Annotated in this window: 32 protein-coding genes; 14 read left to right on the top strand and 18 right to left on the bottom strand. The window is 63.9% G+C overall.

The genetic code is table 11. The features are described 5' to 3' along the window. Positions 1–67: 67 nt before the first annotated feature. The 4 genes from IVA74_RS27650 to IVA74_RS27635 form a co-directional block, all read right to left on the bottom strand. On the bottom strand, positions 68–1,090 hold the full coding sequence (locus IVA74_RS27650; RefSeq protein ID WP_247349584.1) for an FUSC family protein: 1,023 nt from the start codon (positions 1,088–1,090) through the stop codon (positions 68–70). Positions 1,091–1,169: 79 nt separating this feature from the next. After that, complete coding sequence (locus IVA74_RS27645) at positions 1,170–2,099, bottom strand: transporter substrate-binding domain-containing protein (protein ID WP_247349583.1); 930 nt, start codon at positions 2,097–2,099, stop codon at positions 1,170–1,172. Then, complete coding sequence (locus IVA74_RS27640) at positions 2,096–2,452, bottom strand: cytochrome c (RefSeq protein WP_247349582.1); 357 nt, start codon at positions 2,450–2,452, stop codon at positions 2,096–2,098. The genes IVA74_RS27645 and IVA74_RS27640 overlap by 4 nt, the downstream gene beginning before the upstream one ends. A 10-nt stretch (positions 2,453–2,462) precedes the next feature. Continuing rightward, complete coding sequence (locus IVA74_RS27635) at positions 2,463–4,127, bottom strand: methanol/ethanol family PQQ-dependent dehydrogenase (RefSeq protein WP_247349581.1); 1,665 nt, start codon at positions 4,125–4,127, stop codon at positions 2,463–2,465. 343 nt (positions 4,128–4,470) lie between these two features. Here IVA74_RS27635 and IVA74_RS27630 point away from each other — a divergent pair, with 343 nt between their 5' ends. From IVA74_RS27630 to IVA74_RS27615, 4 genes are all read left to right on the top strand, one after another. Further along, positions 4,471–4,863 carry an EF-hand domain-containing protein gene (locus IVA74_RS27630; RefSeq protein ID WP_247349580.1) on the top strand — a complete coding sequence of 131 codons (393 nt, stop codon included), beginning with the start codon at positions 4,471–4,473 and terminating at the stop codon, positions 4,861–4,863. A gap of 171 nt (positions 4,864–5,034) precedes the next feature. Continuing rightward, positions 5,035–5,115: a pyrroloquinoline quinone precursor peptide PqqA gene (gene pqqA / locus IVA74_RS27625; protein WP_018460299.1), complete on the top strand. Its 81-nt coding sequence runs from the start codon at positions 5,035–5,037 to the stop codon at positions 5,113–5,115. Between the two features lie 24 nt (positions 5,116–5,139). Further along, positions 5,140–6,045, top strand: coding sequence for a hypothetical protein (locus IVA74_RS27620; protein WP_247349579.1), 906 nt, complete (start codon positions 5,140–5,142; stop codon positions 6,043–6,045). Between the two features lie 105 nt (positions 6,046–6,150). After that, positions 6,151–6,360: a hypothetical protein gene (locus IVA74_RS27615; protein ID WP_247349578.1), complete on the top strand. Its 210-nt coding sequence runs from the start codon at positions 6,151–6,153 to the stop codon at positions 6,358–6,360. 173 nt (positions 6,361–6,533) lie between these two features. Here IVA74_RS27615 and IVA74_RS27610 read toward each other — a convergent pair whose 3' ends face one another. Genes IVA74_RS27610 through IVA74_RS27595 form a run of 4 tightly spaced genes read right to left on the bottom strand, consistent with a single transcriptional unit; the run spans position 6,534 to position 9,372 of the window. After that, a complete protein-coding gene (locus IVA74_RS27610) occupies positions 6,534–6,887 on the bottom strand; it encodes a hypothetical protein (protein ID WP_247349577.1) in 354 nt (117 codons plus the stop codon). 47 nt (positions 6,888–6,934) lie between these two features. Then, positions 6,935–7,645 (bottom strand): ABC transporter ATP-binding protein, encoded by a 711-nt coding sequence (locus IVA74_RS27605; protein WP_247349576.1) that lies wholly within the window; start codon positions 7,643–7,645, stop codon positions 6,935–6,937. Further along, positions 7,635–8,372 carry an ABC transporter permease subunit gene (locus IVA74_RS27600; protein WP_018460294.1) on the bottom strand — a complete coding sequence of 246 codons (738 nt, stop codon included), beginning with the start codon at positions 8,370–8,372 and terminating at the stop codon, positions 7,635–7,637. The genes IVA74_RS27605 and IVA74_RS27600 overlap by 11 nt, the downstream gene beginning before the upstream one ends. 1 nt (position 8,373) lies before the next feature. Then, the gene (locus IVA74_RS27595; RefSeq protein ID WP_247349662.1) at positions 8,374–9,372 is read right to left on the bottom strand and encodes an ABC transporter substrate-binding protein; all 999 of its coding nucleotides are present in this window, start codon (positions 9,370–9,372) and stop codon (positions 8,374–8,376) included. A gap of 87 nt (positions 9,373–9,459) precedes the next feature. Here IVA74_RS27595 and IVA74_RS27590 point away from each other — a divergent pair, with 87 nt between their 5' ends. After that, on the top strand, positions 9,460–9,819 hold the full coding sequence (locus IVA74_RS27590; protein WP_247349575.1) for a hypothetical protein: 360 nt from the start codon (positions 9,460–9,462) through the stop codon (positions 9,817–9,819). 36 nt (positions 9,820–9,855) lie between these two features. Here IVA74_RS27590 and IVA74_RS27585 read toward each other — a convergent pair whose 3' ends face one another. Both IVA74_RS27585 and IVA74_RS27580 read right to left on the bottom strand, forming a co-directional pair. Then, on the bottom strand, positions 9,856–10,674 hold the full coding sequence (locus tag IVA74_RS27585; RefSeq protein ID WP_247349574.1) for a quinoprotein dehydrogenase-associated SoxYZ-like carrier: 819 nt from the start codon (positions 10,672–10,674) through the stop codon (positions 9,856–9,858). A gap of 59 nt (positions 10,675–10,733) precedes the next feature. Then, the gene (locus IVA74_RS27580) at positions 10,734–11,660 is read right to left on the bottom strand and encodes a quinoprotein relay system zinc metallohydrolase 2 (RefSeq protein WP_247349573.1); all 927 of its coding nucleotides are present in this window, start codon (positions 11,658–11,660) and stop codon (positions 10,734–10,736) included. Positions 11,661–11,787: 127 nt separating this feature from the next. Between IVA74_RS27580 and IVA74_RS27575 the strand changes: the two genes are divergently transcribed. Together IVA74_RS27575 and IVA74_RS27570 are read left to right on the top strand one after the other, a co-directional pair. Further along, positions 11,788–12,666 carry a substrate-binding domain-containing protein gene (locus IVA74_RS27575; RefSeq protein ID WP_247349570.1) on the top strand — a complete coding sequence of 293 codons (879 nt, stop codon included), beginning with the start codon at positions 11,788–11,790 and terminating at the stop codon, positions 12,664–12,666. Beyond that, complete coding sequence (locus tag IVA74_RS27570) at positions 12,663–13,220, top strand: PQQ-dependent catabolism-associated CXXCW motif protein (RefSeq protein WP_247349568.1); 558 nt, start codon at positions 12,663–12,665, stop codon at positions 13,218–13,220. Before IVA74_RS27575 ends, IVA74_RS27570 begins: the two co-directional genes overlap by 4 nt. A 164-nt stretch (positions 13,221–13,384) precedes the next feature. Here the strand turns inward: IVA74_RS27570 and IVA74_RS27565 are convergent, their stop codons facing one another. From IVA74_RS27565 to IVA74_RS27540, 6 genes are all read right to left on the bottom strand, one after another. Continuing rightward, positions 13,385–13,684, bottom strand: a complete 300-nt coding sequence (locus IVA74_RS27565; RefSeq protein ID WP_247349566.1) for a copper-binding protein — start codon at positions 13,682–13,684, stop codon at positions 13,385–13,387. 133 nt (positions 13,685–13,817) lie between these two features. Beyond that, the gene (locus IVA74_RS27560) at positions 13,818–14,432 is read right to left on the bottom strand and encodes a hypothetical protein (protein WP_247349565.1); all 615 of its coding nucleotides are present in this window, start codon (positions 14,430–14,432) and stop codon (positions 13,818–13,820) included. Further along, positions 14,429–15,277, bottom strand: a complete 849-nt coding sequence (locus tag IVA74_RS27555; protein WP_247349564.1) for an ABC transporter permease — start codon at positions 15,275–15,277, stop codon at positions 14,429–14,431. Before IVA74_RS27555 ends, IVA74_RS27560 begins: the two co-directional genes overlap by 4 nt. After that, positions 15,274–16,080: an ABC transporter ATP-binding protein gene (locus IVA74_RS27550; protein WP_247349563.1), complete on the bottom strand. Its 807-nt coding sequence runs from the start codon at positions 16,078–16,080 to the stop codon at positions 15,274–15,276. Before IVA74_RS27550 ends, IVA74_RS27555 begins: the two co-directional genes overlap by 4 nt. Further along, complete coding sequence (locus IVA74_RS27545) at positions 16,077–17,045, bottom strand: YVTN family beta-propeller repeat protein (RefSeq protein ID WP_247349661.1); 969 nt, start codon at positions 17,043–17,045, stop codon at positions 16,077–16,079. The genes IVA74_RS27550 and IVA74_RS27545 overlap by 4 nt, the downstream gene beginning before the upstream one ends. A 193-nt stretch (positions 17,046–17,238) precedes the next feature. After that, positions 17,239–18,420: an ABC transporter substrate-binding protein gene (locus IVA74_RS27540; RefSeq protein WP_247349562.1), complete on the bottom strand. Its 1,182-nt coding sequence runs from the start codon at positions 18,418–18,420 to the stop codon at positions 17,239–17,241. A gap of 127 nt (positions 18,421–18,547) precedes the next feature. Between IVA74_RS27540 and IVA74_RS27535 the strand changes: the two genes are divergently transcribed. Further along, positions 18,548–19,048, top strand: a complete 501-nt coding sequence (locus IVA74_RS27535) for a DUF3280 domain-containing protein (protein WP_247349561.1) — start codon at positions 18,548–18,550, stop codon at positions 19,046–19,048. 105 nt (positions 19,049–19,153) lie between these two features. Here IVA74_RS27535 and fghA read toward each other — a convergent pair whose 3' ends face one another. After that, entirely contained in the window at positions 19,154–19,999 is an 846-nt protein-coding gene (gene fghA, locus IVA74_RS27530; protein WP_247349560.1) for an S-formylglutathione hydrolase, read from the bottom strand. Between the two features lie 69 nt (positions 20,000–20,068). Further along, positions 20,069–20,689 (bottom strand): response regulator transcription factor, encoded by a 621-nt coding sequence (locus IVA74_RS27525; protein WP_007612921.1) that lies wholly within the window; start codon positions 20,687–20,689, stop codon positions 20,069–20,071. A gap of 144 nt (positions 20,690–20,833) precedes the next feature. Here IVA74_RS27525 and IVA74_RS27520 point away from each other — a divergent pair, with 144 nt between their 5' ends. The 6 genes from IVA74_RS27520 (at position 20,834) to IVA74_RS27495 (ending at position 26,284) form a co-directional block, all read left to right on the top strand. Continuing rightward, positions 20,834–22,192 carry a histidine kinase gene (locus IVA74_RS27520; protein ID WP_247349559.1) on the top strand — a complete coding sequence of 453 codons (1,359 nt, stop codon included), beginning with the start codon at positions 20,834–20,836 and terminating at the stop codon, positions 22,190–22,192. A 163-nt stretch (positions 22,193–22,355) separates the two neighbouring features. After that, the gene (locus tag IVA74_RS27515; protein WP_247349557.1) at positions 22,356–24,818 is read left to right on the top strand and encodes a TonB-dependent receptor; all 2,463 of its coding nucleotides are present in this window, start codon (positions 22,356–22,358) and stop codon (positions 24,816–24,818) included. Positions 24,819–24,973: 155 nt separating this feature from the next. After that, complete coding sequence (locus IVA74_RS27510) at positions 24,974–25,273, top strand: hypothetical protein (protein ID WP_247349556.1); 300 nt, start codon at positions 24,974–24,976, stop codon at positions 25,271–25,273. Continuing rightward, positions 25,270–25,500 carry a hypothetical protein gene (locus IVA74_RS27505; RefSeq protein WP_247349555.1) on the top strand — a complete coding sequence of 77 codons (231 nt, stop codon included), beginning with the start codon at positions 25,270–25,272 and terminating at the stop codon, positions 25,498–25,500. The genes IVA74_RS27510 and IVA74_RS27505 overlap by 4 nt, the downstream gene beginning before the upstream one ends. Before the next feature lie 147 nt (positions 25,501–25,647). Next, positions 25,648–25,815 (top strand): hypothetical protein, encoded by a 168-nt coding sequence (locus tag IVA74_RS27500; protein ID WP_247349554.1) that lies wholly within the window; start codon positions 25,648–25,650, stop codon positions 25,813–25,815. A 61-nt stretch (positions 25,816–25,876) separates the two neighbouring features. Beyond that, positions 25,877–26,284, top strand: a complete 408-nt coding sequence (locus IVA74_RS27495) for a hypothetical protein (RefSeq protein ID WP_247349553.1) — start codon at positions 25,877–25,879, stop codon at positions 26,282–26,284. Positions 26,285–26,294 lie beyond the last annotated feature (10 nt).

The raw sequence follows: 26,294 nt of genomic DNA, 5'->3' as shown, positions 1-26,294 counted from the left end.
TCTGCGATCGGCACCAGGCGAGACAGATTGGCGCATTTGACAGGCCGTGCCCGTACCTATTCGGGCGTCATCCGGACGATCGCACCTTTCGCATGACACGCAGCCAGACGATTTCGGTTAGCGCCACGGCAATCAAGCCAAAGGCGCCGCCGATCAGCACGTTGACGATGCGCTCCTCCGCGATGCCGCTGGCGCCGCCGGCGAAAGAAGCGGCCAGCGCGATGAAGAAGCAGCGCAGGCCGAAGCCGACGATGTAGCGGGAGAACGAGATCAGCGTGAGGGTGGCCGCGAGAACCGCGAGTGCATAGCCAACCCGGCTCTGCGGCAGCACCATGCCGGCGATGAAGCCGAGCGGCACGCCGACCAAGGCGCCGATCGCCCGCTGCTTCAGCTTGCCGGTAGACGCGGTGAGATCGCCGACCACGACACTTGCGGCCGACCACATCACCCATTGGCCGTGCGCGAGATCGAGGATCTCGACCAGCGCCGCCGCAGCCAACACCGCAAGGGCGGTTGCTGCTGCGGGCAGAAACCACTCGGCCGCGGGCGCTCCGAACGAGGTCGCCGTGGTGTCGCCGCGCCGCTGGTCGTAAATCCGGATGGCGCAGACCAGCGCCAGCGCGATCGGAGAGGACACGATGATCATACCGGCATGGCGGAGGGCGTCCGAGGCGCTCACGCCCTCCCGCACTTCGCAGGCGAGATACACGGCGGGAATGAACACCCAATTTCCGAGCGTGCGGAAATGTTCGCCATGGCGCGTCGCCGCGGCCGCAAGGAATCCGGCAAGCGCCGTCAGCACCACGAATAGCGGCTTGATCGGGGCGGCGAGGAACAGCGCGGCAAAGGTGACGAGGATCGCGAGATAATGCCACGCGACGACTTTTGGCGGCAGCTGCAGCCTGAGTGCGGGAATCAGCAACGAGACCGCGACCAACCCGAGATTCAGCAGCGCGGTCTCGCGCGCGATGAAAAAAGCGGCGACCATCGGGCCGACGACGATCAGCGCCCGCACCAGCTCGCCGGTCTTGATTTCGCGCGAGAGGTGATCGCGCAGGCCTGCGGCGGAGGGAATGGTCGGGGAGCTCACAGGGCACCGATCGTCAAATGAAGCGCCAAGTATAGCACGGAAATGATGTCGGCACTTTAGCGTGCCATGTCAGGCCATCTCACCGCTGAATGATCTTCATCCAGACTTCGCCGAGGATTGCAGGCTCTCGCGGCGGCAGATAGGTCAGCCCTGCCTGCCTGCCGAATTCGGCGATCTTGCCCTCGGCAGCAAGCCCGCTCAGCGCCGTGTTGACGGCGTCGATCAGTGCGGGATCGCCGGCGAGCCCGACATAGCCGCGGTTGGCGCCGATCGGATAGTAATAGCCGGACGCCGTGATTGCCGTGTCGGGATGCGCGGCGCGATGGGCGTCGAAACGGCCGAGGTCGATCAGCGTCGCGTCGTAGTCGCCACGAGCGAGCGCGCCGAGGAGATCGTCGCGACCGGGGACGAGATGGGTGATGTTGTCGATCAGGCGCCCCTTGTCGAAGGTCATCAGGACGGCATCGCCCAGCGAGCCACTCTCGATGACGAGGCGAAGGCCGGCAAGGTCGCCGATATCGCCGATCTTGCGGCCCTGCGCCTTCGGCCCGAGCACAACCGTCATCGGCGAGTAAACATAGGGCTGGCTCGGTGCGAGCACGCCGAGCGCGACGCGGCGGCGCCGGTCGTCACGGGTGGCGCCGGCAAAATCCGGCAAGCGTGCCGTCTTCATGCCGGGCTTGACGAGGGAATCCGTCGTCAGCGCGTAGCCGCCGACCAGCGAGCAGCGCCCGTCGGACAGCAGCGCATTGGCCTCGAGCTGCGGGCTCGAATCCTCATCCAGCTTGCTCTCGAACCACTGGATCGTCAGAGGCCGTCCGAGCCGGTCGGCGAGCGCCTGCCCCAGCCTTACGTCGAAGCCGGAGTCCGGCTTGCCCTTGTGATGCACCGAGAGCGGCGGCCGGTCCTCGTCGAGACAGATCCTGAGCGGATCGTCGGCCGCGCGCGCAGCCGTGGCCGCCGCCGCGAGAATCGCGGCAACGCTCCACGCGACGTGCCAAGTCTTCATGGCTTCCTCCGGCTCGAGATGAAAGCCCAGAGATCCCCGATCTCGTCGTCGTTGAGGATGTCAGCCCAGGGCGGCATCTTGTTGTTCTTGCCGTTCTTCACCGTGGTGACGAAGCGCGTCTTGTCGTTCGGGAAGGCGCGCAGGTCCGGCGTGATGGTGCCGGGGTTCATCATGTTGGGGCCGTGGCAGTGCGAGCATTTTTCGGCATAGGTCGACTTGCCGTGGTCGATCTGTGCCTGCACGGGATTGCCGGTTGCGTCATCCGCGGCACGAACGGTCGCCGCAAGCGCGACCGTGAGCACCGCGACGGCGGCGAGGATCGCCGCCGTCTTGTGAGATCCGTCTTTCAGCATCGCGCCGTGGTTACTGCTTGACCGCAAAGACCCACAGCGAGCCGCCGGGCGGCACCTTGGCAAGCCGCTCGTCGCCGGAGAACAGCGAGTAGACACCGCCATAGCCGCTGGTGACGGCGACATACTGCACGCCATCCTGCTGCCATGTCACCGGTTGTCCCTCGATGCCGGAGCCGGTCTGGAACTGCCAGAGCTTCTTGCCGGTGTCGGCGTCGAAGGCCTCGAACTCGCCGGTCAGCGCGCCCGAGAACACGACGCCGCCCGCGGTCGACAGCACGCCCGAGAAGCGCGGGATGTCGCTCGGCGCCTCCCACTTCGCCTTGCCGGTCATCGGATCGATCGCCTTCAGATGACCGCGCGGGCCGTCACCCCACTCCCAGAGATCGGTGAGGTCCATGCCGAGATACCATTCACCCTGCTTGAAGGTGACGGGTTCGGTCTTGTACCGGCCACCGAAGGCGAGCGTGTTGGCGTAGGCCAATCCGGTCTGCGGATTGAACGACATCGGTTCCCAGTTCTTGCCGCCGAGGATCGACGGATAGACTGTCACCTTCTTGCCTTCCCGAGCACCTGTCGTGACGTCGGTCTCCATCGGCTTGCCGGTCTTCATGTCGATTCCGGTCGCCCAGTTGACCTTCACGTAAGGATTGGCCGCGAGCAGCTTTCCGTTGGTGCGGTCGAGCACGTAGAAGAAGCCGTTGCGGTTGGCGTCCATCAACACCTTGGTCGGCTTGCCCTCGATGTTGATGTCGGCGAGGACCATCTCGGCCACGCTGTCATAGTCGAACGGATTGTTCGGCGAGAACTGGTAGTGCCACTTGATCTTGCCGGTCTTGGGGTCCATCGCCAGCACGGAGCAGGTGTAGAGGTTATCGCCGGGGCGCACCGCCGAATTGAACGGTCCGGGATTGCCGATGCCCCAATAGACCGTGTTCAGCTCGGGATCGTAGGAGCCCGTGATCCAGGTCGAGCCACCGCCGAGCTTCCAGGTATCGCCCTTCCAGGTGTCGCCGCCGGGCTCGTCGGGGGAGGGGATCGAATGGGTACGCCACAGGTGCTTGCCCGTCGCCGGATCCCAGCCGTCGATGAAGCCGCGGGTGCCGAACTCGGCGCCGGAGATGCCGGTGATCACGACGCCGTCGGCGACCAGCGGCGCCACCGTCATCGAATAGCCTTCCTTGATGTCGGCCGCCTTCTGCCGCCACAATTCCTTGCCGTCCTTGGCGTCGAGCGCGATCACGTTGGCGTCGAGCGTGGTGCGGAATATCTTGCCGTCGTAGAGCGCGGCGCCGCGATTGATGATGCCGCAGCAGACGATGCGCGGCGTCTCGGCCGGATACTCGATCTTGCTCTTCCAGATCTGCTTGCCGGTCTTGGCGTCGACCGCCATGGTCGCGTTGTGGGAGGTCACGTAGATCACGCCCTGATACACCAGCGGCTGCGATTCCTCGCTGCGATCGTCGTTGAAGGAGTAGTTCCAGACCGGGACAAGGTTCTTGACGCTGTCCTTGTTGATCTGCTTCAGCGTCGAAAAGCGCTGGAGATTGTAGCCCATCCCGTAGTTGAGAACGTTCGATGTATCGGTCACGCCCTTGACCAGCTGCTCGCTGGTTTGTGCATTTGCACAAGTCGATGCAAGCATGACGAGGCTCGCGGCCATCGCAAAGCGTTTCATCCGTTCCTCCCAATATGCGCGCCTGTTGACGCTGCGACAGCAACACTCCGCCCGAATGCAAAACGCGTCAATACGAAAGTCGAAGGCGCGCTGCCGATATGTTGGATGCCAGACGCCGGTTACCTGACGGAAACCTTACAAACGACTCTCAACTTGTGCGCAGGCGCTGAAGAAATTCCGCGGCGCGAAGCGGAGCCCATGCGGGGCGCCGCGCCCGGGCCGTCGGGTTCTGCGGGTTGTGCAGTGCGCAGGTTGCAATTCGGGGCTTGAACGGAAGCCCGCGTGTGGACTTATGTCATTACGATCCGGCTCCCAATCGGAGCTCTCGGTCAGGGAGATTTTGATGATATCGCGTCGCTCTGTTGCGCTTGCGCTCACGATTGCACTGCTGTCCGGTCCGGCCTGGTCGGCATCCGGCGGCGCCGTAAAAATGTTCGATACCGACAATGACGGTACGCTCGATCTTGCCGAGGTGAAGAAGGCGGCGGCCGCATTGTTCGCCAAGCTCGATCCCGATCACGACGGCACGCTCGACGCCCGCGAATTGCGCGGACGGTTAACGGCGAAAGAACTCGCCGCCGCCGATCCCGATCGTGACGGGACCCTCACGCTCGACGAATATCTCTCGGTGGTGGAGCAGCGTTTCAACGCGGCAAATCCCGACAAGGATGGAACGCTGGATGCGAAGGAGCTGAACTCGCGCGCCGGCCGCGCGTTGCTGCGATTGTTGCGCTGAGAGAAGCCGCGCTTGCCTGGGAGCGAAGGCGTTTTGCCCGAGAGGGAAATTCGCGAGCGCGATGCGACAGTTCGCGGTGTTCGTCGTCTGATTCCGGACTTGCGCTGTCGCTGACGCAGCCCTAGGTTTTGCCCCGCGCGATGTCGCGCTCATCCCTTGGGAGACCCCCGAATGGCTTGGAAAGCTCCGAAGATTGTGGAAGTGCCGGTCGGCATGGAAATCAACATGTACGCCTGCGCTTTGCGCAAGTAAGACTGACGACCTGTCGCGGCTTCGATGGCAAACGCCGTCGAAGCCGTGGTAGTGTCAGGGATGCGCGCGAGAGCCCATACATTCTGGACCATAGCCGCCTGCACAGTCGCGCTCGTACCGGCGTGCGTCAGCGCCGAAGAGGGCTTCGATACCGAGCACATCTTCGGCTTTTTGATCGGCACCGATGTCGGCAATCCCGGTGAGCGCGAATTCCAGACCGAAACGACGGGGCGATTCGGCAAAGGCGGAGGGACCTATCGCGCCCTCTCGCAGGAAGTCGAGATCGAGATCGTGCCGCTGCCGAACTTCCGCATTGAGGTCGGCGGCATCGCTAGCTTGCACGACATCACCGGCGTCCCCGATATCGATGATCGCCGCCAGTTCAATTTTCAGGGCGCCTCGCTCGACCTGCGCTATCGCCTGCTCGACCGCGAGCACGCGCCGTTCGGCATGACCGTCGGCGCTGAGCTCCATGGCGACCGCATCGACGAAACCAGCGGCGCGAAAGGGCGGATGTACGGCACCGATTTCACACTCGCCTTCGATCGCGAACTGATCCCGAACTTCGCCATCGGCGCGCTCAATCTGATCTATCAACCGGAATGGGCGCGCTTCGAGGTGGCGGGACTGTCCGAAAAGAGCTCGACCATCGGCGCGGCCTTCGCCGGCATGGTGCGTGTGCGGCCCAATGTGCTGCTCGGCGGCGAGATGCGCTACTTCCGGCAGTACGAAGGCATCGGCCTCGGCGAGCTTGCCGGCCAAGCCCTGTTCGTCGGTCCGACCGCTTATTTCCAGCTTTCCGAACGCTCGCGCCTGACCGTGAGCTGGAGCATGCAGGCCTGGGGCCGTCCGGCCGGATCAGGTGCCAATCTCGACCTCGTCAATTTCGAGCGCCACCAGGCGAGGCTGGTGTTTGGGGTTAACTTCTAGGAAGGCGAGTTCCCCGCGGCCTCTCTCACGGCCGGATTGAAACTTCCCGCTCCTCGGAACGTAACCTTTTGTGCTAATCTTGATCGCCTCTGCGAGGATCCCGGCATGAACCCGATCGACCTGGTAGTGACTGTATGTGCGTTGCTCTCGCCTGCGACCTGCGAGGAGCAGCATCTGGTATTCAACTACGCCGGCTCGCCGACGCAGTGCGCGATGGCCGCGCCGCCCTATATCGCGCAATGGATCGGCGACCATCCGAAGTGGCAGGCGGTGCGATGGCGCTGCGAATATCCGCACCCGCACGACAAGGCGTGAAGCGTTGCGCTGCCTTACTGGTCGAGATTGGCTTAGGTCCTCATCCTGAGAGCTTGCGAAGCAAGCGTCTCGAAGGATGGCCACAAGGGACAGGCGGACAGGCGGCCCTGCATGGTTCGAGACGCGCTTCGCGCTCCTCACGATGAGGGGAAAACGCCAGTAACGCAGCCACGTTACTTGTTGCAGTCCTTCAGATCCTTGTCGGCGATCGAGAACACCGCATCCGGCTTGATCTCGATGTCGCGGACGATGCACTGCCGTGCACTGGGATAGCTGACCTTGGCGTCGTAGCGGCCGGGCTCGATACCGGTGATGCGCAGCCGCTCGTCGTGGTCGACCTCCTTGTCCTTGTCGTTCAAGCACTGGTTCGGTCCCCACTCGGTCTTGCCGGCCGGCGAGAGCTGGAAGCCGGAGATCGTCTCCGTCGTCAGATTCCAGAGTCGGATGCCCTTGCCCTTGGCCTGCGCGAGCGCCGCGCCCGGCATCGCAACCAACAGGATGCCGATCGCAATCAACTGACGCCGCATGGTGAACCTCCCGCGAAGATTTCGTTGGTCCAGTTGACCATGAGTTCTCATTTCGATTCAAGCTGCAGCGCCGCGAGCTCGGCCCTGATCCTGCCGAGCTCGGCCTCGCTGCGCTGCGCACGTGGGATGGCAATCGGCACCTCCCGCACGATGCGCGCCGGCCGCGGCGACAGCAAGAACAGGCGATCGCCGAGGCGGATCGCGTCATCCAGGCTGTGGGTGACGAGCAACGTCATCACCGGACGGCGCGCCACCAGCGTAGCGATCTCGTCGCGCAACCGGCCGGCGAGTGCGTCGTCGAGCGAGGCGAGCGGCTCGTCGAGCACGAGCAGATCGGGCTCGACGGCAAAGGCGCGGGCGAGCGCGACGCGCCGGGCGAGGCCGAGCGACAGCTCGCCGGGAAAGTGGCTGCGATGCGCGTCCAGCTCCAGGATTCTAAACAGCTCGGCGAGCTTCGCATCGGTGACATCGGGGGCCGCAAGCCGCACATTCTGCTCGACAGAGCGCCACGGCAACAGCCGCGGCTCCTGAAACACCATCCCGATCCGCGCTTCGGGCGGACGCGAGACGTGCCCCCCGAAATCGCGGTCGAGCCCGAGGATGATGCGCAGCATCGTGCTCTTCCCGCAGCCGGACGGACCGATCAGCACGCCGACCTCGCCGGATTGAAGCGCGAAGCTGACCGGCGCGAGCACCCTCTGCGTTCCGCCCGCGGCACTCCTGAACGTCTTGCCTGTGATCTCGACCTCAAGCCGCACGGGGTCGCCACCGTGTTGCGCGGGCTTCGAACGGTTGCACCAGCGCCGTCTCGATTACGAGCACGACGGCGGCGAATGTCAGGGAATAGGCCAGCAGCCGCGGCGTGTCGAACAATTGGAAGGCGACGCCGATTTCAAAGCCGACGCCGTTTGGCCGCCCCAACAGTTCGGCGACCAGCACGATCTTCCAGACCAGCGACAATCCGGAGCGGGCTGAGGCTGCGATATAGGGCGCCAGTTGCGGCAGCACGACGTGGCGGAACGCGCGCCAGCGCGGCATCGCGAACACGCTCGCCATCTCGTCGAGCGAGCGGTCGAGCGCGCGCGCACCCTCGCGCAGGGTGACGATGGCGGTCGGCAACTTGTTGATGGCGATCGCCGCGATCGCTGCGGCTTCAGTGAGCCCGGCCCAGATATAGGCCAGCACGATCACGACCAGCGCGGGCAGGTTCAGGAGCAGGATCAGCCAGGGATCGCCGAGCCGGTCGGCAAGCTTCACCCGTCCCATCAGATAGCCGATGGCGCTGCCGAGTGACATCGCCAGCACAAAGGCGAGGCTGACGCGAGCGAGCGTGGCGCCGAGATGCAGGAACAGCGCGCCGCTCGAAGCTTCCGCGACGACGACGTCGAGCACGGCGGGCGGGGAGGGCAGCTTCGCGGCGCCGACGAACAGCGCGGCGATCCACCAGATCGCGAGCAACAGGGCAAACGACAGAAGACGCAGCACCTCAGTCTCCGGGAACTGCGTGATAGAACGTGCCCGGCTCGAGTTCAGCGGCCGGGCCGACTAGGTCGCGGCCGCCCGTCTCGGCGAGCACGCGGTAGAGCACGCGCGCGTCCTTTTCTTCGTCATCGATGCTCCGGCGCGGAATGCCGTCGCGATATCGCTGGCGATAGGTCTTCAGCAGGATAGCATCGCTCGTGCCGGTGAGCGGCGCGATCTTGTCCCAGGCGGCATCCGAGGTCACCAGCAACTGCTTGGCCTTGCGCGTCATCGCAATGAAGCGCGCCACGGCCTCGCGATGGCTCGCCGCCCAGTTGTCGTCGAAGACGTAGCCGACGGCGGAGACCGCGCCCTTGGCGCCCAGCTTCGGCAAAATGTCCTCGATGCCGGTGAGGCGCCTAAAACCCTTGGCCTCCAGTTGGGCGGAGAAATTCCAGAAGTTGAGGCTCGCATCCATCTCGCCGTCGAGCGTCTTGGCGGCGATCAGGGGCGGGGCACCATAGACGATGGTCGCCTCCGACTTCAGGTCGATGCCGTCCTGTTTCAACCGGGCCTGGAGCAAGAGCCAGCTCTTGTCGATCGGGCCGCCGCCGACGGCGAGCTTGCGGCCCTTCAAATCGGCGAGCGACTTGATCGGCGAGGAAGCCGGCACCATCACCGCGCCCAGCGCGCTGGAATAGGGATAGAAGGTGAGCTTGGCGCCGAGCGCGCGCTCGCGCGACACCCACAGCCAGTCGGACAGGATGATGTCGGCATTGCCGGCGCGCAGCGCGATCTTGCCGGCCTCGGGGCTCGCAAGCTCGGTGACGTCGAGCGACAGGTCGGCCTCCTTGTCGAGGCCACCGGCGCGGATCGCGGCCAGCTCCCAGGAGAATGTTCCGGTCTTCTGCACCGCAAGGCGGATGGTATCCGCGGCGCGGCCGGGTCCGGCGAGTGTCAGCGCCAGCGTCACCGCGAGCGCCAATGGTCGACCAAGTGCTCTTATCAAACCAAGTGCTCTCATCACCTTGTGAGCCGTTTCCTCTGACAGAGTGCTTTTCAGGACAATACGCATAGCATAGCTTTCGTCGCAACCAGCGGGAGGACGCGCATGAATCTGGCCGGACAGCTACGACCGATTGTCGCCGCATTGGCGGTGTGGGCTGCGACCGCGCTCGCAGTGCGCGCCGAGCAGGCGAATGATTATCCGACGGCGGCGCGTGCGGAGTACGTCTATGGCTGCATGAAGGCCAATGGCGAGAGCCGGCAGGCGATCGAACAATGTTCCTGCTCGATCGACGTGGTGGCCTCGATCGTATCCTATGAGCGCTACGTGACCGCGGAAACCGCGCTCAGCATGTCCCAGGTCCGCGGCAATCTCGGCGTCCAGTTCCGCACCTCGGAGCAGGCGAACTCGGCTGTGAACGATTTGAGGCGCGCGCAGGCCGAAGCCGAGGTGAGGTGTTTTTAACCCCTTGGCGGCGTGCATCCATGACGGGTGAGGGGCTCACGTCCCCGGCTTCTCCACATCCCACTCGTTGCGGAACACGTGTCCATCCGTATCCTTGGCCTCGGCGCGAAAACGCTTGGCGCCGTTGGACACATACGTGAACCGCAGATTGGGATCTTCCGAGATCGAGATGCCGCCTTCCATCGAGAGCACGGGGCTGTCGTCCTGCGTCAACTTGAGCTGGTTGACGAAGAAGGCGGGAATATAGAGCTGCGTGACTTGGTCCATCTGCAGGCCGGAATTGTTGGGATGGCCGATCATGATCTGCGCCTCGCGCATGCGGCTCGCGGGGGTCTCTTGCCGCGCGAATTGCCGGTAGCGCATCTGGCCGAGCCGGTTCTGGGCTTCCTCGGCATTCTTCCCCGCCGGGGCAGAGCAGCCGCCCGAGGCCTTCACATAGACTTTTGAGACATAGAGTTGGCCGTCGCTGAGCTCGGCAACCGCATGAACGTCGGTGTAGTTGTTGATGCGTACCCGCGTCGAGATTTCGGTGACGTTGGCATCGGGGCCGAGCTCGAACTTCGCCGCCATCGGCGCCGGATTGCGGTCGATCACCAGCGTGATCGAACGGATGCGGCGGGCATCGCCCGGCGAAAGCTTGCTGCGCAGGGTCACCGGCACGATCGCCGCATCCTCGGCGCGATACGGCATGTCGATGCCAATGACATCGCCGCCGTCGTGCATCGGACGGTTGCTGAAGATGTCCTGCACGAGGCCCAGCCAGGGATCGTAAGCTTCTTCTGCCTGCACCGGCACGGCGAATGCCATGCCGAGGAGCAGGGCGATCAGGGGCAGGCGGCGTGTGCATCCCATCATGGTCATGGTCCCGCGCGGACGAAGCAGAAGCAGTTGTCGGGCCTAGCGTAGCGCGTCCGCTACTCCCATTCAATTTCCGAAAATGCTGCGGTTGCGTTGCGAGCGTTGTAGTCGTCGAATAGGAGCCATCGAGACCGTTCCGAGGCAGCCGCCTTGTCTGCGGCGGTTCGGATCGGTTCGCCCTTCTTGTTCGACGCCCGGACGTCCGCCAGCAGCGCCGTGAGATAACGCCGTTCATCGGTCAGCGCTGCAGGCCATTCGCTCACGGGTCCGTGACCCGGAACGACGCGCAGTGCTGGAATGCTCTCGAGTTCCCCGAGGATGCCGAGCCAGCCGCGAATGCTGCCGTCCATCACCGGAATATGGCGGAGGAAGACGAGATCGCCCGCGAAAAGTGTCTTGCTCGTCTCATCGAACACGGTGAGATCAGTGTCGCTGTGTCCGGCCGGCCAGGCCCGCAAGGTCAGGTGGCGCGAGCCGAGATCGAGCGTCAGGGTGTCCGTGACAGGTATTGTGGGCGGCACGATCTTCACGGGAGAGATCAATTCGTCGCCCATGATGCGTCTGAAATTGTCGAGATAATACGGCCCGCGCGTCGCCAACGCCTGCGGCAGCCGGCTATGGCCGACGAAGCGCGTGTCCCCGGCGACGAAGGCTGAATTGCCGAAGACATGATCGGGATGGCCGTGGGTGTTGATGACGTAGCGGATCGGCTTGCTGGTGCGGGCCCGCACCGCCGCCAGCAGCGCCTCGCCCTCGCGAAGGCTACCACCGGTGTCGATGACGGCGACCGCATCCGCGCCGACGATGAAGCCGACATTGGCGATGTCGCCCTCGTTCTCTCGGGTCATCAGGGCGATGGTCCCGGAGTGTACGAAGATTCCCGGCGCGACTTCGCTTACAGGCAATTCGGCCACTCCTGCGCATGCTAGTGTCGCCGTCACCAGCAGGGACCAGGCTGCAATCACGAAAGCGATGCGAGACACTTTTCCGCCTCAGTTCAAAGGGTTGCGCAGTTGCACTGCAACAAAGAAAAGCCAGCACAAAGTCTGGCAGAAATGGTGCGTCATGCGTTGCATGGTTAGCATTCAAACAATCCTAGGAGGAAGCGCGATGACGGAGGCCGGACGACATCGTCGCTGGTTGGTTTCACTGAGTATCCTGGTTGCGTCTTGCGCGTTCGGCGACGTCGCCGTCGCGCAGACCAACGACGCCGGCGACCTCTCCTTCGAGCTGGTCGATCCCAAGGTGCTGCGCGTCTGTGCCGACCCGCGCAATCTGCCGTTCTCGAATGAAAAGGGTGAGGGGTTCGAAAACAAGCTTGCCGAGTTGTTTGCAGACAAGCTCCAGAAGAAGCTCGACTATGTCTTTTTTCCGCAGGCTACCGGCTTCGTGCGCATGACGCTCGGCTCGCATCGATGCGACGTCATCATGGGCTTCCCCCAAGGCGATGACCTCGTGCAGGGCACCAATCCCTACTACCGCACGAGCTATGCGCTGGTCGCGAAAGCCGGCAGCGGGCTTGAGGAGGTCGACACGCTCGAGGATACCAGGCTGAAGGGCAAGCATGTCGGCATCGTCGCCGGAACGCCGCCTGCGACCAACATGGCCATCGCGGGACTGATGGGCGATGCAAAGCCCTATCCGCTGATGATCGACACGCGCTACGATAATTCGGCGCAGGCAATGATCAATGATCTCGCGGCAGGCAAGATTGACGCCGGCGTGCTGTGGGGACCCATGGCGGGATTTTACGCGAAGCAGGCGGGCTCGCTTCATGTCACGCCGCTGGTAAAGGAAACCACCGGACCAAAACTGGCCTATCGCATCGGTATGGGCGTGCGTGCCGCCGACCAGAACTGGAAGCGGCAACTCAACAAGCTGATCCAGGAGAACCAGGGCGAGATCAACAAGATCCTGCTCGATTTCGGCGTGCCGCTGCTGGACGAGAGCGACCGGCCGCTCGGCGCGGAGACGGCCAAGACGCCATGAGGCGGCAGATTGCCGCTGCGCTGGTCGCCGCCACTCTGGTGGCGCCGGTAGTCGCGCAGCAGCAGGAGCCGTTCGAGCCCGAGGGTTATCGCGCCGACAATTACCGCGCGCCTGTGCCGGCGACGCTCGGCGGCGCGCGCGTGCTGTCGACTTCGGAAGCCGAGGCGATCTGGCACGCGAAGAGCGGCGTGTTCATCGACGTGCTGCCGCGCGCGCCGAAGCCGAAGAACCTTCCCGCGGGTACCGTTTGGCGCGAGGCGCCGCGCAAAAACATTCCGGGCAGCATCTGGCTGCCCGATACTGGCTATGGTGCGCTGCCGCCGGCTATGGACGATTATTTTCAGCGCGGGCTCGCGCGTGCGTCGCTTGGCGACAAGGCCGCGCTGCTGGTGATCTATTGCCTGGCCGACTGCTGGATGTCCTGGAACGCCGCCAAGCGCGCGCTCGCGTATGGCTACTCCAACGTCGCCTGGTATCCCGAAGGCACCGACGGCTGGGAGCGCGCCAAACTCCCAACCGACGAGGCACAGCCGGAGCTGCGGCCGGAGCAATAAAGAATTGAGCGAGCTCTGTCATCGGTGGCCTCGTGGTTCGAGACGACCGCTTCGCTGTCTCCTCACCACGAGGGTCTATATCCCGCAGCGAAATCAGATCCTGTGAGGCGCCCGCCGAAGGCGGGCGCCTCACAGGATGGCGGCAATGGGACAGAGAGTTTCCCCTACTGCTTCTGCAGCTTGGTCAGCGTGCCCGTGCCGTTATTGACGGTTGCAGAGTAGCTCACCCTGTCGCCGGCGTGCACGGCATCCAGCATCGCGGCGTCCTTGGCCTTGTACTCCTGGAGCGCGCCGGCGCCGCCTGCGCTGCCGCCGACCGTGCCTTTCTGCATCTGCTGGATCGAAATCGTGCTGTTGAGCCGATCTATCCGCGTGACCATTCCGGTCATGTCGTCAGCGAATGCGCTGCTTGCAAGCATGCTGATGGCCGCAGCGCCTGCGAGGATGAATTTCGTGGTTCCCATCAAGGCCTCCCGACGTCTTGGACTCCCTTCGACAAGCTATCCTGGATCGATTTAGTTCCGGCAGATAGCGCGGCAAAGGTTAACGATAGCGTAGAGATCGCCGGAACTTGCAAAGCTGTCAGTGGGGATGACGCTATTCCATTTCCTGCTGAATGACGCGTCCCAGCGCAAACAGGCGCTGATCGATCGTGGTGGGAACCTCGCAGACGAACCGCACCACTTTGTGGCGGTCCTCGAAAATGCGAGTCTTCCAGATCAGCTCGTTGCTGAGCGCATCGACCTTGGCCTCGTCGCGCGGCGTTGCGCCCTGGAGCGCCTGGAGCTGGATCGACTCCTCGCGAATCTTGTCGGCGGCCTCGCGCTGCTTGCGGCTGACGCGTTCCAGCCCGCCGATGACCTGCGAGCGCTGGGCGTTGAGCGTGTCGAACAGGCCGGCGAACAGAAGTTTTGCATTCGCGGTCTTGTCGGCCGCGGAGCCCGCCAAGAACTCCTTCACCGACTTCTCGGCCTCGTCCAGCGGCGTCTTGCGGGCCGCCAGTTTCGAGACCAGCGCGCTGACCCTGGCGTCGTCCTTCCACGTGTTCTGCACGTCATCGAGCGAAGGACCAGCCCACACGGCGGCGAGCGAAATTTCCGGCACTTTGGCTTGCGTACAGGGCCAATCCGGATAGCGCGGATCGGCCGCGCGTGCCGCCGTGCTCGCGACTGCGAGCATCAGAGCGGCCATGGCCAGAACCCGAACCTTCATCCTTCGCCTCCCGCAGGGCCCCGTCGCGCCAGCCCGCGCGAGGGATCATAGGCATAGATCGCTCCGATCATGAAGACGATTGTGCAGGTCGCGACCACCGCCAGCGAGACCCAGTTGATCTGTCCGTACAGCGCAAACCGGATCAACTCGACCGCATGGGTGAACGGATTGGCCTCGCAGAGATAATAGAGATAGGGACTGCCCTCCTGCACGCGCCAGAGCGGGTAGAGCGCGGAGGATGCGAAGAACATCGGGAAGATCACGAAGTTCATGACGCCGGCAAAGCTTTCAAGCTGCTTGATGCCGGACGAGATCAGCATGCCGAGCGAGCCCAGCATCAGTCCGGACAGGATCAGCGCCGGTAGTACGGTGAGATAGCCGATCGGGGGAGGTGTGATGTCCCAGAACCAGGCGATCAGCAGGAACGCATAGACCTGGAGCAGCGACACCGCGGTGCCCGCGAGCAGCTTGCAGAACAAGAGGAAGCCGCGCGGCAAGGGGCTTACCAGCAGCGTGCGCATGTTGCCCATCTCGCGGTCATAGACCATCGAGAGCGAGGACTGCATGCCGTTGAAGAGCTGGATCATCGCCATCAGCCCGGGCGCGATAAAGACCTCATAGAGGATGTAGGTCTCGTACGGAGGGATGATGGAGATGCCGAGCACCTGGCGGAATCCGGCGGCGAAGATGAACAGCCAGACCAGCGGCCGTACCAGCGCCGAGACGAAACGCTCGCGCTGATGCAGGAAGCGCAGGCCCTCGCGCCAGACGATGCCGGTGAGGCAAGTCATATACTCGGCGGCTGAGAAGCCGCGCGGCGTGTCGCGTGTCGTGATGCTGCTCATGCGCCGCCGCCCGGCAGGGTCTGCGCGCCGGTCAGGCGCATGAAGGCGGTGTTGACGTCCTGCGCGCCGGCTTCCGCAACGACACGACTCATTGGTCCCTGCGCCAGCACCTTGCCCTGGTGCAGCACCACGAGATCGTCGCCGGCCATGATCTCGTCGAACAGATGCGTGGCCCAGAGCACGCCGATGCCTTGCTCGGTCACGAGCTGACGCACATGGCCAATGATGTCTGCGCGCGCCTTGACGTCGAGGCCGACGGTCGGCTCGTCCAGCAATAGCAGGCGCGGACGGTGCAGCAGCGCGCGTGCGATCTCCAGCCGCCGCATCTGCCCGCCCGAGAGATCGCGCACCTTGCTGCCGGCGCGCTCGGTCAGCCCGATGCGGCCGAGCAACTCGGCGCTGCGCACTGCGGCCTCGCGGCGGCTGATGCCGTGCAGCGCGGCGTGATAGAGCAGGTTCTGCGTCAGCGACAGATCGAGATCGAGCGTGCGCGGCTGGAACACGACGCCGAGCAACCGCAGCGCCTCGCCGGGACTTTTGCTGACGTCATGGCCGAAAATGCCGACGCGGCCGGTCTGGATGCCGAACAGCCGCGTGATCAGCGAGAACAGCGTGCTCTTGCCAGCGCCGTTGAGGCCAAGCAGCGCCGTGAAGCTCGCCGGCTGCACGTTGAACGACACGTCCATCAGCGCCCGGCGCGGGCCATAGGCGTGGCTGACGCCGTCGATCGACAGCGCCGGCACCGCAGCGGGATTGGGCTTCGGCACCTCGCGTTGTTCGGCGATGGGAGCAGGGCTGGTCATCGCGCGATCGTGATGCCCCAGGGCAGTTCGCCCACCTGAATGGTCTTGATCACCTTTTGCGCGGCGACGTCGATGACGGAGACGTCGTTCGACACGCCGTTGGTGGTGAGCAGATATTTCTCGTCCGGCGTGAACGCCATATGCCAGACCCGCTGTCCGACCAGCAGATATTTCGTCACCTTGCGCGTGGCGGTATCGACCACGGCGACGCGGTTGGCGGGACCGAGCGCGATGAAGGCGGTCTTGTCGTCCTTGGTCATGCCGATGCCGACGGGCTGGATGGCCTCCTTCCTCAACCCCGGGATCTCGAAATTGACCTTGCCGGTCACCTCGTGCCTTCTGGGGTCGATGATCGACACGGTGCCGCCGATCTCCGAGGACACCCACAATTCGGAAGCGTCGTGCTTGAATTCGGCAAAGCGCGGCCGCGCGTCCACCAATACATTCGCGACGATCTGGCGCGATGAGGTGTCGATGAAGTGCGCCATGTTGGTCGTCTCGGACGTGTTGATCAGCGTCTTGCCGTCCGGGCTGATGGTCATGCCCTCGGGCTCGACGCCAACCTGGATGTCGCCAAGGCGGGCGCGCTTCTCGAGGTCGATCACGGTCACCGTGTTGTCGTTCTCGTTGGCGACATAGAGGATCTTGCCGGCGGCATCCTGGGCGAACAATTCGGGGTCGGGTCCGGAGGGCAGGCTGTCCACCACGGCTTGCGTCTTCGCGTCGATCATCTGGATGGTGTCGTCGTCGCCGACCGCGACCATCACGAACTTGCCGTCGCGCGTGAAGTCGATGCCGCGCGGGCGCTGGCCGACCTTGATGGTCTTGGTGACCGTCCAGCTGTCGGTGTCGATCACCGACACCGTGTTGCTCTTCTCGTTCGAGACATAGGCGATGAACGCATGCGCCGGCGCTGCCGCCAGCGCCAGCCCGGACAGCAATCCCACACGCCACAAGCGCAGTATTCCGCTGCGGGTTGGTTTCACCTCCCCGGCTTGCGGGGGAGGTCGCATCGCATCGATAGATGCGATGCGGGTGAGGGTTCTCTCCTCTAGGAGGTTATCGCTCGCGGAGACACCCTCTCCCCAACCCTCCCCCGCGAGCGGGGGAGGGAGCGCAGCGTCGTTGTAGTCGCAGCTCGAACTCATCTCACAATGCTCACTTCAATTTGCATTTGCTCTCCGGGCGGTCGTAGCCGAGCGTGTCGAGCTCAGAGACCTGGTGCAGAAAACCTTCCTGCGGCGACACCGACACCACCATGCGGCCGTCGACCAGCAGGATCGGCTGGCGCAGCTGCAGGTTCCAGTCGCGCAGGGTCAGCTTTGTGCCCTTGAAGGCAGCAACCGAAAAGTCCGGGCCCTTGATGAAGTCGGTGACCTTCTTGACGTCGCCGGAATTGGTGCGCGAGGTGGCCTCGCCGATCATGCGCACCGCGGTCCAGACCTGCATGTCGAGCGCAGTCATCCTCCGCGCGTTCAGCTTGACGAAGCGGTTCTGCATCTGGATCGCGCCCCACTGGTCCTGCGATGCGTCCCAGCTCCGCGGCACGAGGCCGGCCGAGCCCGCGACCGGGCGGGGATCCCAGGTGCGATAGGGCAGGTACGCGCCGAACACCTCGCTCTCGTCGGCGGCGACCAGCACGTCGTAAGCCGGTGCCTGTTGCGTGAACACCGGCATCTGGCGCTGGATCAGCGTCACGCCTGAGTCCGTGCGGCGCGCGCCGCCTTTGTCTTCGAAACTGCGCTCCTGCACGATCTTGGCACCGAACCGCGTGGCCGTGCGCCTCAGCGCGTCGGCGAACAGCTTGTCCTCGTCATGCGAGCCGACCACGAGCAGCCAGCGCTTCCACTGCTTCCACACCAGATACTGGCCGAGCGCATCGGCCAGCATCGCGCGTGTCGGTGCGGTGTGGATGACGTTGGCACGGCAATCGGCCTCGCGCAGACGCTCGTCGATCGCCCCGGCATTGAACAGCAGCGTGCCGCGGTCGCGCAAGGCGTCTGAGACTTTCAGCAGCGCATCCGCCGGCAGGTCGGCGATAATGAAGCCGTTGCGTGCAGCGAGATCGGTCGCGGCCTGCACGGCATCCTCGCCCTCCTTGATCCGGCGCTCCTCCAGCACAAATCGCTGGTTGAGGAATTTGCCGGTGGTGTTGTTGTCCTCGATGGCGAGGCGCGCGCCCGCGACGCCGTCATTCTCCGCGGGCTGCTCGACCAGCGACAGCGTCGATCTGGTGCCGGCGACGCCGAGATAGCCGACGCCGATCATGACAGGGTCGGCGGCGAGCGCGCTCGTCGCAGCAAGACCCAGGCCGATCAGGCCGACCAACCATCGGATCATGTTTCCTCCAGATGTTCTCCCCGGCTTGACCGCCGGTGGAGAATTGTCTCTGCTAAAGCATGACCGATTTGTCAGGGCATGCAACCCCGCATTTCGCCCCGCGTGCACGAGGACCGAAATCACGATCATGCGAGCACTGATATGTTTCGCTGCCTTGCTGTTGACGACGTCGGTCGCGTTTGCCGATCCGCCAAAACTCGCGGTGTTCGACTTCGAGTTGATCGACACCAGCCTGCCCGGCGAGTTCTACGGCTCCAAGCCGGAGGAGGCGCGGCTCCTGCTCATCGGCGAGCAGTTGCGCAAGGAACTGACGGAGTCAGGCAGGTTCCAGATGCTCGATATCGCGCCGATCAGGGACGCCGCCCGTCATGCCAATCTGCAGGCCTGCGGCGGCTGCGACCTCAAGCTTGCCGGGCAGCTCGGTGCTGACCTGGAGATCACCGGCATGGTGCAGAAGGTCTCGAACCTGATCATCAATCTGAACATCTACCTGCGCGACGTGAAGACCGGCACCATGATCACGGCCGCCAGCGCCGACATGCGTGGCAACACGGATGAATCCTGGACGCGCACGATGAGCTATTTGATCCGCAACCGCTTGCTGGCACCGAATTACGGCAAGCCGTAAGGAGGGAACTTCTCTCCGCGAGTCCAATTCTCATTGAACGCGCGGACACAACCACTCGTCCGGCGCTTCGCTTCTCTCACAAGAAGGGGAGAAGGAAAGAAGCCATCATCCCTTCAATCTTTCCGCATGCCAGTGCAGATGATCGCCCATGAAGGTCGAGATGAAATAATAGCTGTGGTCGTAGCCCGCCTGCCGCCGCAGCGTCAGCGGGATGTTGGCCTTGGCACAGGCCGCCTGCAGCAATTCGGGACGAAGCTGCTCCTTCAAAAAGTTATCGGCCTCGCCGACGTCGACCAGAAAGCCCGAAAACTTCGCGCCGTCCTCGATCAGCGCCACCGTGTCGTGGCTGCGCCAGGCGTCCTTGTTGGGACCGAGATAGCCGGTCAGCGCCTTGATGCCCCAGGGCACAAGCGACGGCGCCACGATCGGGGCGAAGGCGCTGGCCGCGCGAAAACGGTGCGGGTTGCGCAGCGCGACCGTCAGCGCGCCGTGGCCACCCATCGAATGGCCCATCACCGATTGGCGCTTGGCATCGACCGGAAAATTCTCCGCCACGAGTTTTGGCAGTTCGTCGGTGACGTAGCTCCACATGCGATAGTTGCGTGAAAACGGCGCTTCCGTCGCGTCGACATAGAAGCCGGCGCCCAGGCCGAAATCATAGGCATTGTTGGCATCGCCCGGCACGTCGGGCCCGCGCGGGCTGGTGTCGGGCGCGACGAAGATCAGGCCGAGCTCGGCGCAGGCTTTGCGGAATTCGCCCTTCTCGGTGACGTTGGCATGTGTGCAGGTGAGGCCGGAGAGATACCAAACCACGGGCAGCTTGGCGCCAGCCGCATGCGGGGGAACATAGACCGAGAACGTCATATCGGTTCCGGTCGCCTGGCTCGCATGGCGGTACACGCCTTGCACGCCGCCATAGGAAGTATTGGTCGAGACAGTCTGAATCGTCATGCCGTTAGCTCCGTGGCGTCAAACCACATCAGGATTGCAATGCTTGTGTGACCGAATTCGTGGCGGCCGTCAGGCCACGCCGCTGTCGATCGCCAGCCGCACCAGCTCGACCGAGGTCTTCACCCCAAGCTTCTGGCGCATGATGGACGAGGTGTTGGCAACAGTCTTGTAGGACGACTGCACCAGCCAGGCGATCTCGGACAGGCTCTTTCCGGCGCTGAGCAGCCGCAAAATCTCCATCTCGCGCGCGTTGAGCTTCGACAGCGGGCTTTGCGCCAGCGCGGGTCCCGCAAAGGCGATGCTGCGCGCGATCGCGCTCGGCAGATAGGTGCCGCCGCTGCCGACGGTGCGGATCGCCTCGACGAGATCGTCGGGGTCGCCGGTCTTGGAGACGTAGCCCTTGGCGCCGCACTCGATCGCGCGCGCGGCAAAGGCAGGGTCGTCGTTCATGCTGAACATGATGATTCGGGCCTCGGGCGCGCGCTCGAGGATGCGGCGCGCGAGCTCGAAGCCGGACACGGTCGGCAGGTTGATGTCGATGATGGAGAGGTCGGGGCGCTCGACGATGAAGACGCACTCGCCGTCTTCGGCGTCGGCGGCCTCCAAAATCTCGATCTCGCCCTCGTCGGCTAGCACGGCACGGCAGCCGGAGGCGACGATGGGATGATCGTCGACGATCAAAATGCGCATAGGCGTTCCTCGCGACAGCGTCTTGGCCTGTTTCGCGCCCGGCCGGGATTGCTGTACGCTTTCGATTAGATATCGGGCGCTTCGCCTCTGTCAACGTCATCGGACAGGCGCAGGCCAACCTTCGCGGGGGCACGGGCGACACCAATGTGGCAAAATCTATCCTTGCGCGGGCGCATCAATCTGCTGCTGGCGCTGCTGCTGGCACTGGGGCTCGCCGTCAATATCGGCCGGCAGGTCGCGGAAGCCGGGCCGCGCGTGCAGGCCGAGGACCAGAGCGTGATCCGGCTCGCGCGCGAATTCATCGGGATGATCGTTGCCGATCTCAACGAGGCGCCCGATCCGGACACCAGGCTGAATCAGATCGCGCGCGACCTCAGCCGCCTGCGCCATGTCAGCATCGCGCTTCGGGACGAAAGCGGCAAGCCGCTGACGCAGCCCCGGGCCGACGCCGATGACGACACGCGCGGGCCGCCGGCCTGGTTCGTCGGCCTGGTTCATCCCGAGCAGACCGCGGTGAGCGTGCCCGTCTCGATCCACGGTAAGCCGGGCTCGCTGCTGATCACCTCGCATCCCGACGACGAGATCGCCGAGATCTGGGACGCCATCGTGACCCAGCTCGAGGTCGGCTCGGGGATCGCGCTCGCGCTGTTCCTGGTGATGATGAATGTGGTCGGCCGCGCCCTGGCGCCGCTCCAGTCCCTGGCGGATGTGATGGCCGAGCTCGAAGACGGGCGCTATCAGGCGCGCGTCACGCCGGGCGGCGCACCGGAGCTCGCCGCGATCTGCACCAAGCTCAACCATCTTGCGGCAACGCTCAGCGAGGCCGTCGAGGACAAGCGGCGCCTCGCCGAGCGAGCGGTGTCGCTCCAGGACGTCGAGCGCAAGGAGATCGCGCGCGAGCTCCATGACGAGTTCGGGCCATATCTGTTCTCGCTGCGCGCACATGCGAGCGCGCTGGCAAAGCAGGCGGACGGGCGCGCGCCGAGTGCGGAGGCCGTGCGAAAACACGGCAGCGCGATGATGGAGCAGATCAACGCGCTTCAGCAGTTCAATCGCCGCGTGCTGGAGCGGCTCCGGCCCGTCGGACTTGCCGAGCTCGGCCTGCGCCAGGCGCTGGAATCGCTGTCGCGGCTGTGGCGGGAGTCGCATCCCGATGTCGCCATCGAGACCGTGATCTCGCCGGCGCTTGGCGTCACGGGGGAGACCGCCGACCTCACGATCTACCGCATCGTGCAGGAGGCGCTCACCAACGTGTTCCGCCACGCCGGCGCGACCTCGGTCAATGTCCTCATCGAGCCGGCGGAGCAGGCGGCGGCCGATGGCCGTGGCTGCGCCCGGGTGCGGGTCAGCGACAATGGCCGCGGCATGGAGCCGGGCCATAAGCTCGGCTTCGGCCTGGTCGGGATGCGCGAGCGGATACTGGCGCTGGGCGGCACGCTCAACGTCGTCTCCGGCGATGGCGGTCTGACCGTGGAGGCGCTGGTTCCGACGGCGGCGGCGTGATCGCGCCAGATACAATCGGGAAAAATTCCCGATTTTGTCGGGAAAACGGGTGCGAATGTCGCCCGACCTTTTGTGGCTGGCGCGCCAACGGCCGCCGATTACACTCGTCTCAACCAAACGGCGAAAATCAAAACAGCCGGTGGTCACGGATGGGACGGCAGGGATGGGCAAGCTGAGTAGCATGCGTCGTTTGTGGATGGCCTCGGTGTCGACGGGGCTGATGTCGGGGCTGGTTTTCGCGATCCCTGCGGGTGCTGCGCAGGACGAGGAGACCAACGTCCAGAACCTGCCCGCGGTCGAGATCACGGCGCCACCGCCGCCGACTGTGAGGCGCAGTGCGCCACCACGCCCGGTCGCGCGCATCGGAGCGCCGTCATCCGCCAGCCCCAGGACCCGCATTTACGTCTACCCGACGTCGCCCGGAGCCGGCGGCAGCATCGAAGTCGACAAGATTCCAGCCAGCATCAACGCGGTCGATGCAAACCAGATCAGGCGCACCCGCTCGCCGAATATCGCCGACGCCCTGCAGCAGTATGTGCCTGGTGTCAGCATCAACGAAGTGACCGGTAATCCATTCCAGCCCGATGTGCAGTTTCGCGGCTTCGTCGCTTCACCTCTGGCCGGCACGCCGCAGGGCCTCGCCGTTTACCAGAACGGCGTGCGCATTAACGAGGCGTTTTCCGACACGGTCAATTGGGATCTGATTCCGACGGTTGCGATCCGATCGGCGCTGGTCGTGACCAACAACCCCGCGTTCGGCCTCAATGCGCTCGGCGGCGCCATCGATCTGCAGATGAAGAACGGCTTCAACTATCAAGGTGCCGAGATCGACGTCATGGGCGGCTCGTTCGGCCGCATCCAGGGCTCTGCACAATGGGGCAAGCAGGTCGACAACAACTGGGCAGTCTACGGAGCACTCGAAGGCATCCATGACACCGGCTTCCGCAATTTCTCGTCATCGGACGTCCGGCGCTTCTATGGCGATGTCGGCTATCGCTTTGAAGGCAACGAATTTCACCTCAACATGGGCGTCGCCAACAATTCCCTGGCGGGACCCAGCACCGTTCCGGCCGAATTGCTCCAGCAATATTGGGGCGCGACCTATACAACGCCGCAGACCATTTCCAACAAGGTCGGCTATCTCAACCTGACCGCCAAGGTGGAGGCGACGCCGACCTGGACCTTTGAGGGCACGGCGCATTTGCGGGGCTTCAAACAGAACACTGTGGACGGAAACCCCACCGACGCCCAGTCTTGTGCTGATCCAACCCTCCTGTGCTTTGGCGATGATACGGTCCCGGCTTTTGGCCTGAATGGCGTTCAGCTCGCCAATCCCTTTACGCCGGGCGCCGTACTCAGCGAGGTCGATCGCACCAGCACGAGATCGACCACCTTTGGCGTATCCGGGCAGGCGACCAACAGCGATCAGCTGTTCGGTCATGAGAACCGCCTCGTGATCGGCGCAAGTTATGATGTCAGCAGCACGCGCTTCAACGGTAGCGCCGACTTGGGAACGACAGGCACGAACTATGTCGTCACCGGCAGCGGGATATTCCTCGGTCCGTCCGGCGCCCCGACGTCGGTCGGCCCCGTGTCGCTTCGCACCGTCAACCAATACCAGGGACTCTATGCGCTCGACACGTTCAATGTGGACGATCGGTTTGCGGTCACGGCAGGCGGGCGGTTCAATGCGGCCCATATCTCGCTGATGGACCAGCTTGGCACCGCGCTCAATGGCGATCACAATTATGATCGGTTCAATCCGATCATCGGCGGCACCTACAAGATCACGTCCGAAGTGACCGCCTATGCAGGCTATTCCGAAGCCAACCGGGTGCCGACGCCACTCGAACTCGGCTGCGCCGATCCGGCAAGGCCGTGCATCATCGGGCAGTTCCTGATCGCTGATCCCCCACTTCAGCAAGTCGTATCCAAGACGTTCGAAGCGGGTTTCCGCGGCACAAAGGAATTGAACATCGGATCGCTCGGTTGGAAAATCGGTGCCTACCGCGCGACCAACTACGACGACATCCTCGCGACGCCAGTTCCGGGGTTGACGGGCTTTGGCTTCTTCCAGAACGTCGGCCGGACACGCAGGCAGGGTATCGAAGCCGAGGTGAGCCTGAAGTCGAACGTGCTTCAGTTCCAGGCGAGCTATGCGTTCCTCGATGCACGCTTTCTCGATGCGCTGCAGCTTGGCTCGGAGAGCCCGTTTGCCGACGGCGACGGCAACATCCAGGTCCTGCCGGGTAACCAGATTCCGCGCCTGCCGCGCCATCTCCTTAAGGCCAGCGTCGAATATTCCGTGACCGATGTCTGGAAGGTCGGGGGTGACGCGCTCTTCGTCTCGAGCCAGTATTTCGTCGGCGACGAGTCCAACCAGTTTCCGAAGCTGCCATCTTACGCCGTGTTCAATCTCAACACCTCCTACCAAGTTACCAAGAACCTCCAGATCTATGGTCGCGTAGCCAACATTTTCGACAATCGCTACTCGACGCTCGGCACCTTCTTCGACAGGGAAGCGCTGCCCAACTTCACCAATGGCGGCGCCGAGTTCACTGACCCGCGCTCGCTCAGCCCGGCACGGCCGCGTGCGTTCTATGCGGGGATGCGGGTGACGTTCTGATCCTGGCAGGACGCCCAGGGGCTTATGGGTGACGAGGAGGCCGGGGTTTTTGCCGCCCCGAGCGCGTGTCACCCCGGTTCTGTTCTACCTCAGGCCGATTGACTCCATGTTCATGTTTTGTTCTTATGCTGGTCGTCCAGCCAAGGGAGCGAGCCATGGACAACCGCATCAATGAAATCCGCAGAATAATCAGGGCATTACGTGTCAGCATGCGTGAGGCTGAAGCTATCATGCACGAGCAAATCAACAGGGACGAAGATTGCGCCTTCGTCGCCGGGGAAGTCATGAAGATGCGCACGGTGATGAGCGAGCTGGTCCAGGAGCGGGCCGCTCTCGGTGACACCGACCCGATCGTCGTCGCCAGCCTTTTCATTCCCCGCCGACGGCCGATGGCGCTGCGCCTTCGTCTTGAGAGGCGTCGTCTCGTTCCGCCGCGCGAGGCGGCACGGGCATGAAAGGACAGAGGCCGAGCTACTTCTCCGACATGCAGGAGCCGCCGGAGTTCCTGAAGGCTCTCGATCAGGCGCGCCGCCTGTCTTGCTTCGAAGGCTGGTGCCGCATGCACATCGAGGCCATCCAGGTCGCGATCGATCAGTATGCGGAAGCCGCTCTCGGTAACCGGGAGTTCTTCCTCAACAAGCCGCACAGCATCGGTGGAAGTCGCAGCGGCGACGTGCCGTGACGTCTGAGACGGCGGCCAACTCCACTTTTCCAAGCCAAAGTCGGCACGGCCTCGCCCTTAACCGCTCGGAAACCATGGTAAATGATCGGAAAACTTTAACGAAACTGTTCGGCTGTCTCTGAGTCGATTTGTCGGAGGGCCCGTCCGATGACAGAGCACCAGTTGAGAGAGCTGGAATTCCAGATCGCGCGTTACAGGCGTTTGGAGCGCGAAGTGACCGATCCGCTTGCCGCCTGCCTGCTTCACAGCATCATCGAAGACCTGGAAGCCGAGCTGCGCAGGGACACCGCGGATTGGCACGGGCTGCGCGATTAACGCTTTGTTAGCGCTAATCATGCGGATTATTCAGGAGGGACTGCCAACGGAGACTGCTCCCATGCTGAAGGACGGCACCTATTCGGCGTGGTACAAGACGCCGCTCGACCAGGGGACGGGGATCGTTCATGTCGCAGACGGACAAATCTGGGGCTGCGACAGCCTGATGACATATCACGGCTCCTGCAAGGTCGATGGAGATCGCTTCACCGCCACGGTGTCGACGAAGCGCCATACCGACGGACGTGCAACGGTCTTCGGCGTCGACGATGAGCTCACGCTGGACATCGAAGGAAACTGCCCCGGCAAGGTCGGGACCTACACGGCGACGGCAGCACAGGTGCCGGGAATGATCCTCCAGGGCACGCTCATTCTTACGGAACAGCAGCCGCCCGCACGTGAACGAACCGGGCAAGCACCGGCGTTCAATCCCGACAAGCTCCCGAAGTTGCCGAAGCGTTCGCGCTGATCGCATTGAG

Source organism: Bradyrhizobium sp. 132 (assembly GCF_023074185.1).
Taxonomy (GTDB): domain Bacteria; phylum Pseudomonadota; class Alphaproteobacteria; order Rhizobiales; family Xanthobacteraceae; genus Bradyrhizobium.
Note: the sequence above shows the minus strand (reverse complement) of the source record. Positions and strands in the feature narration are given on the sequence as shown.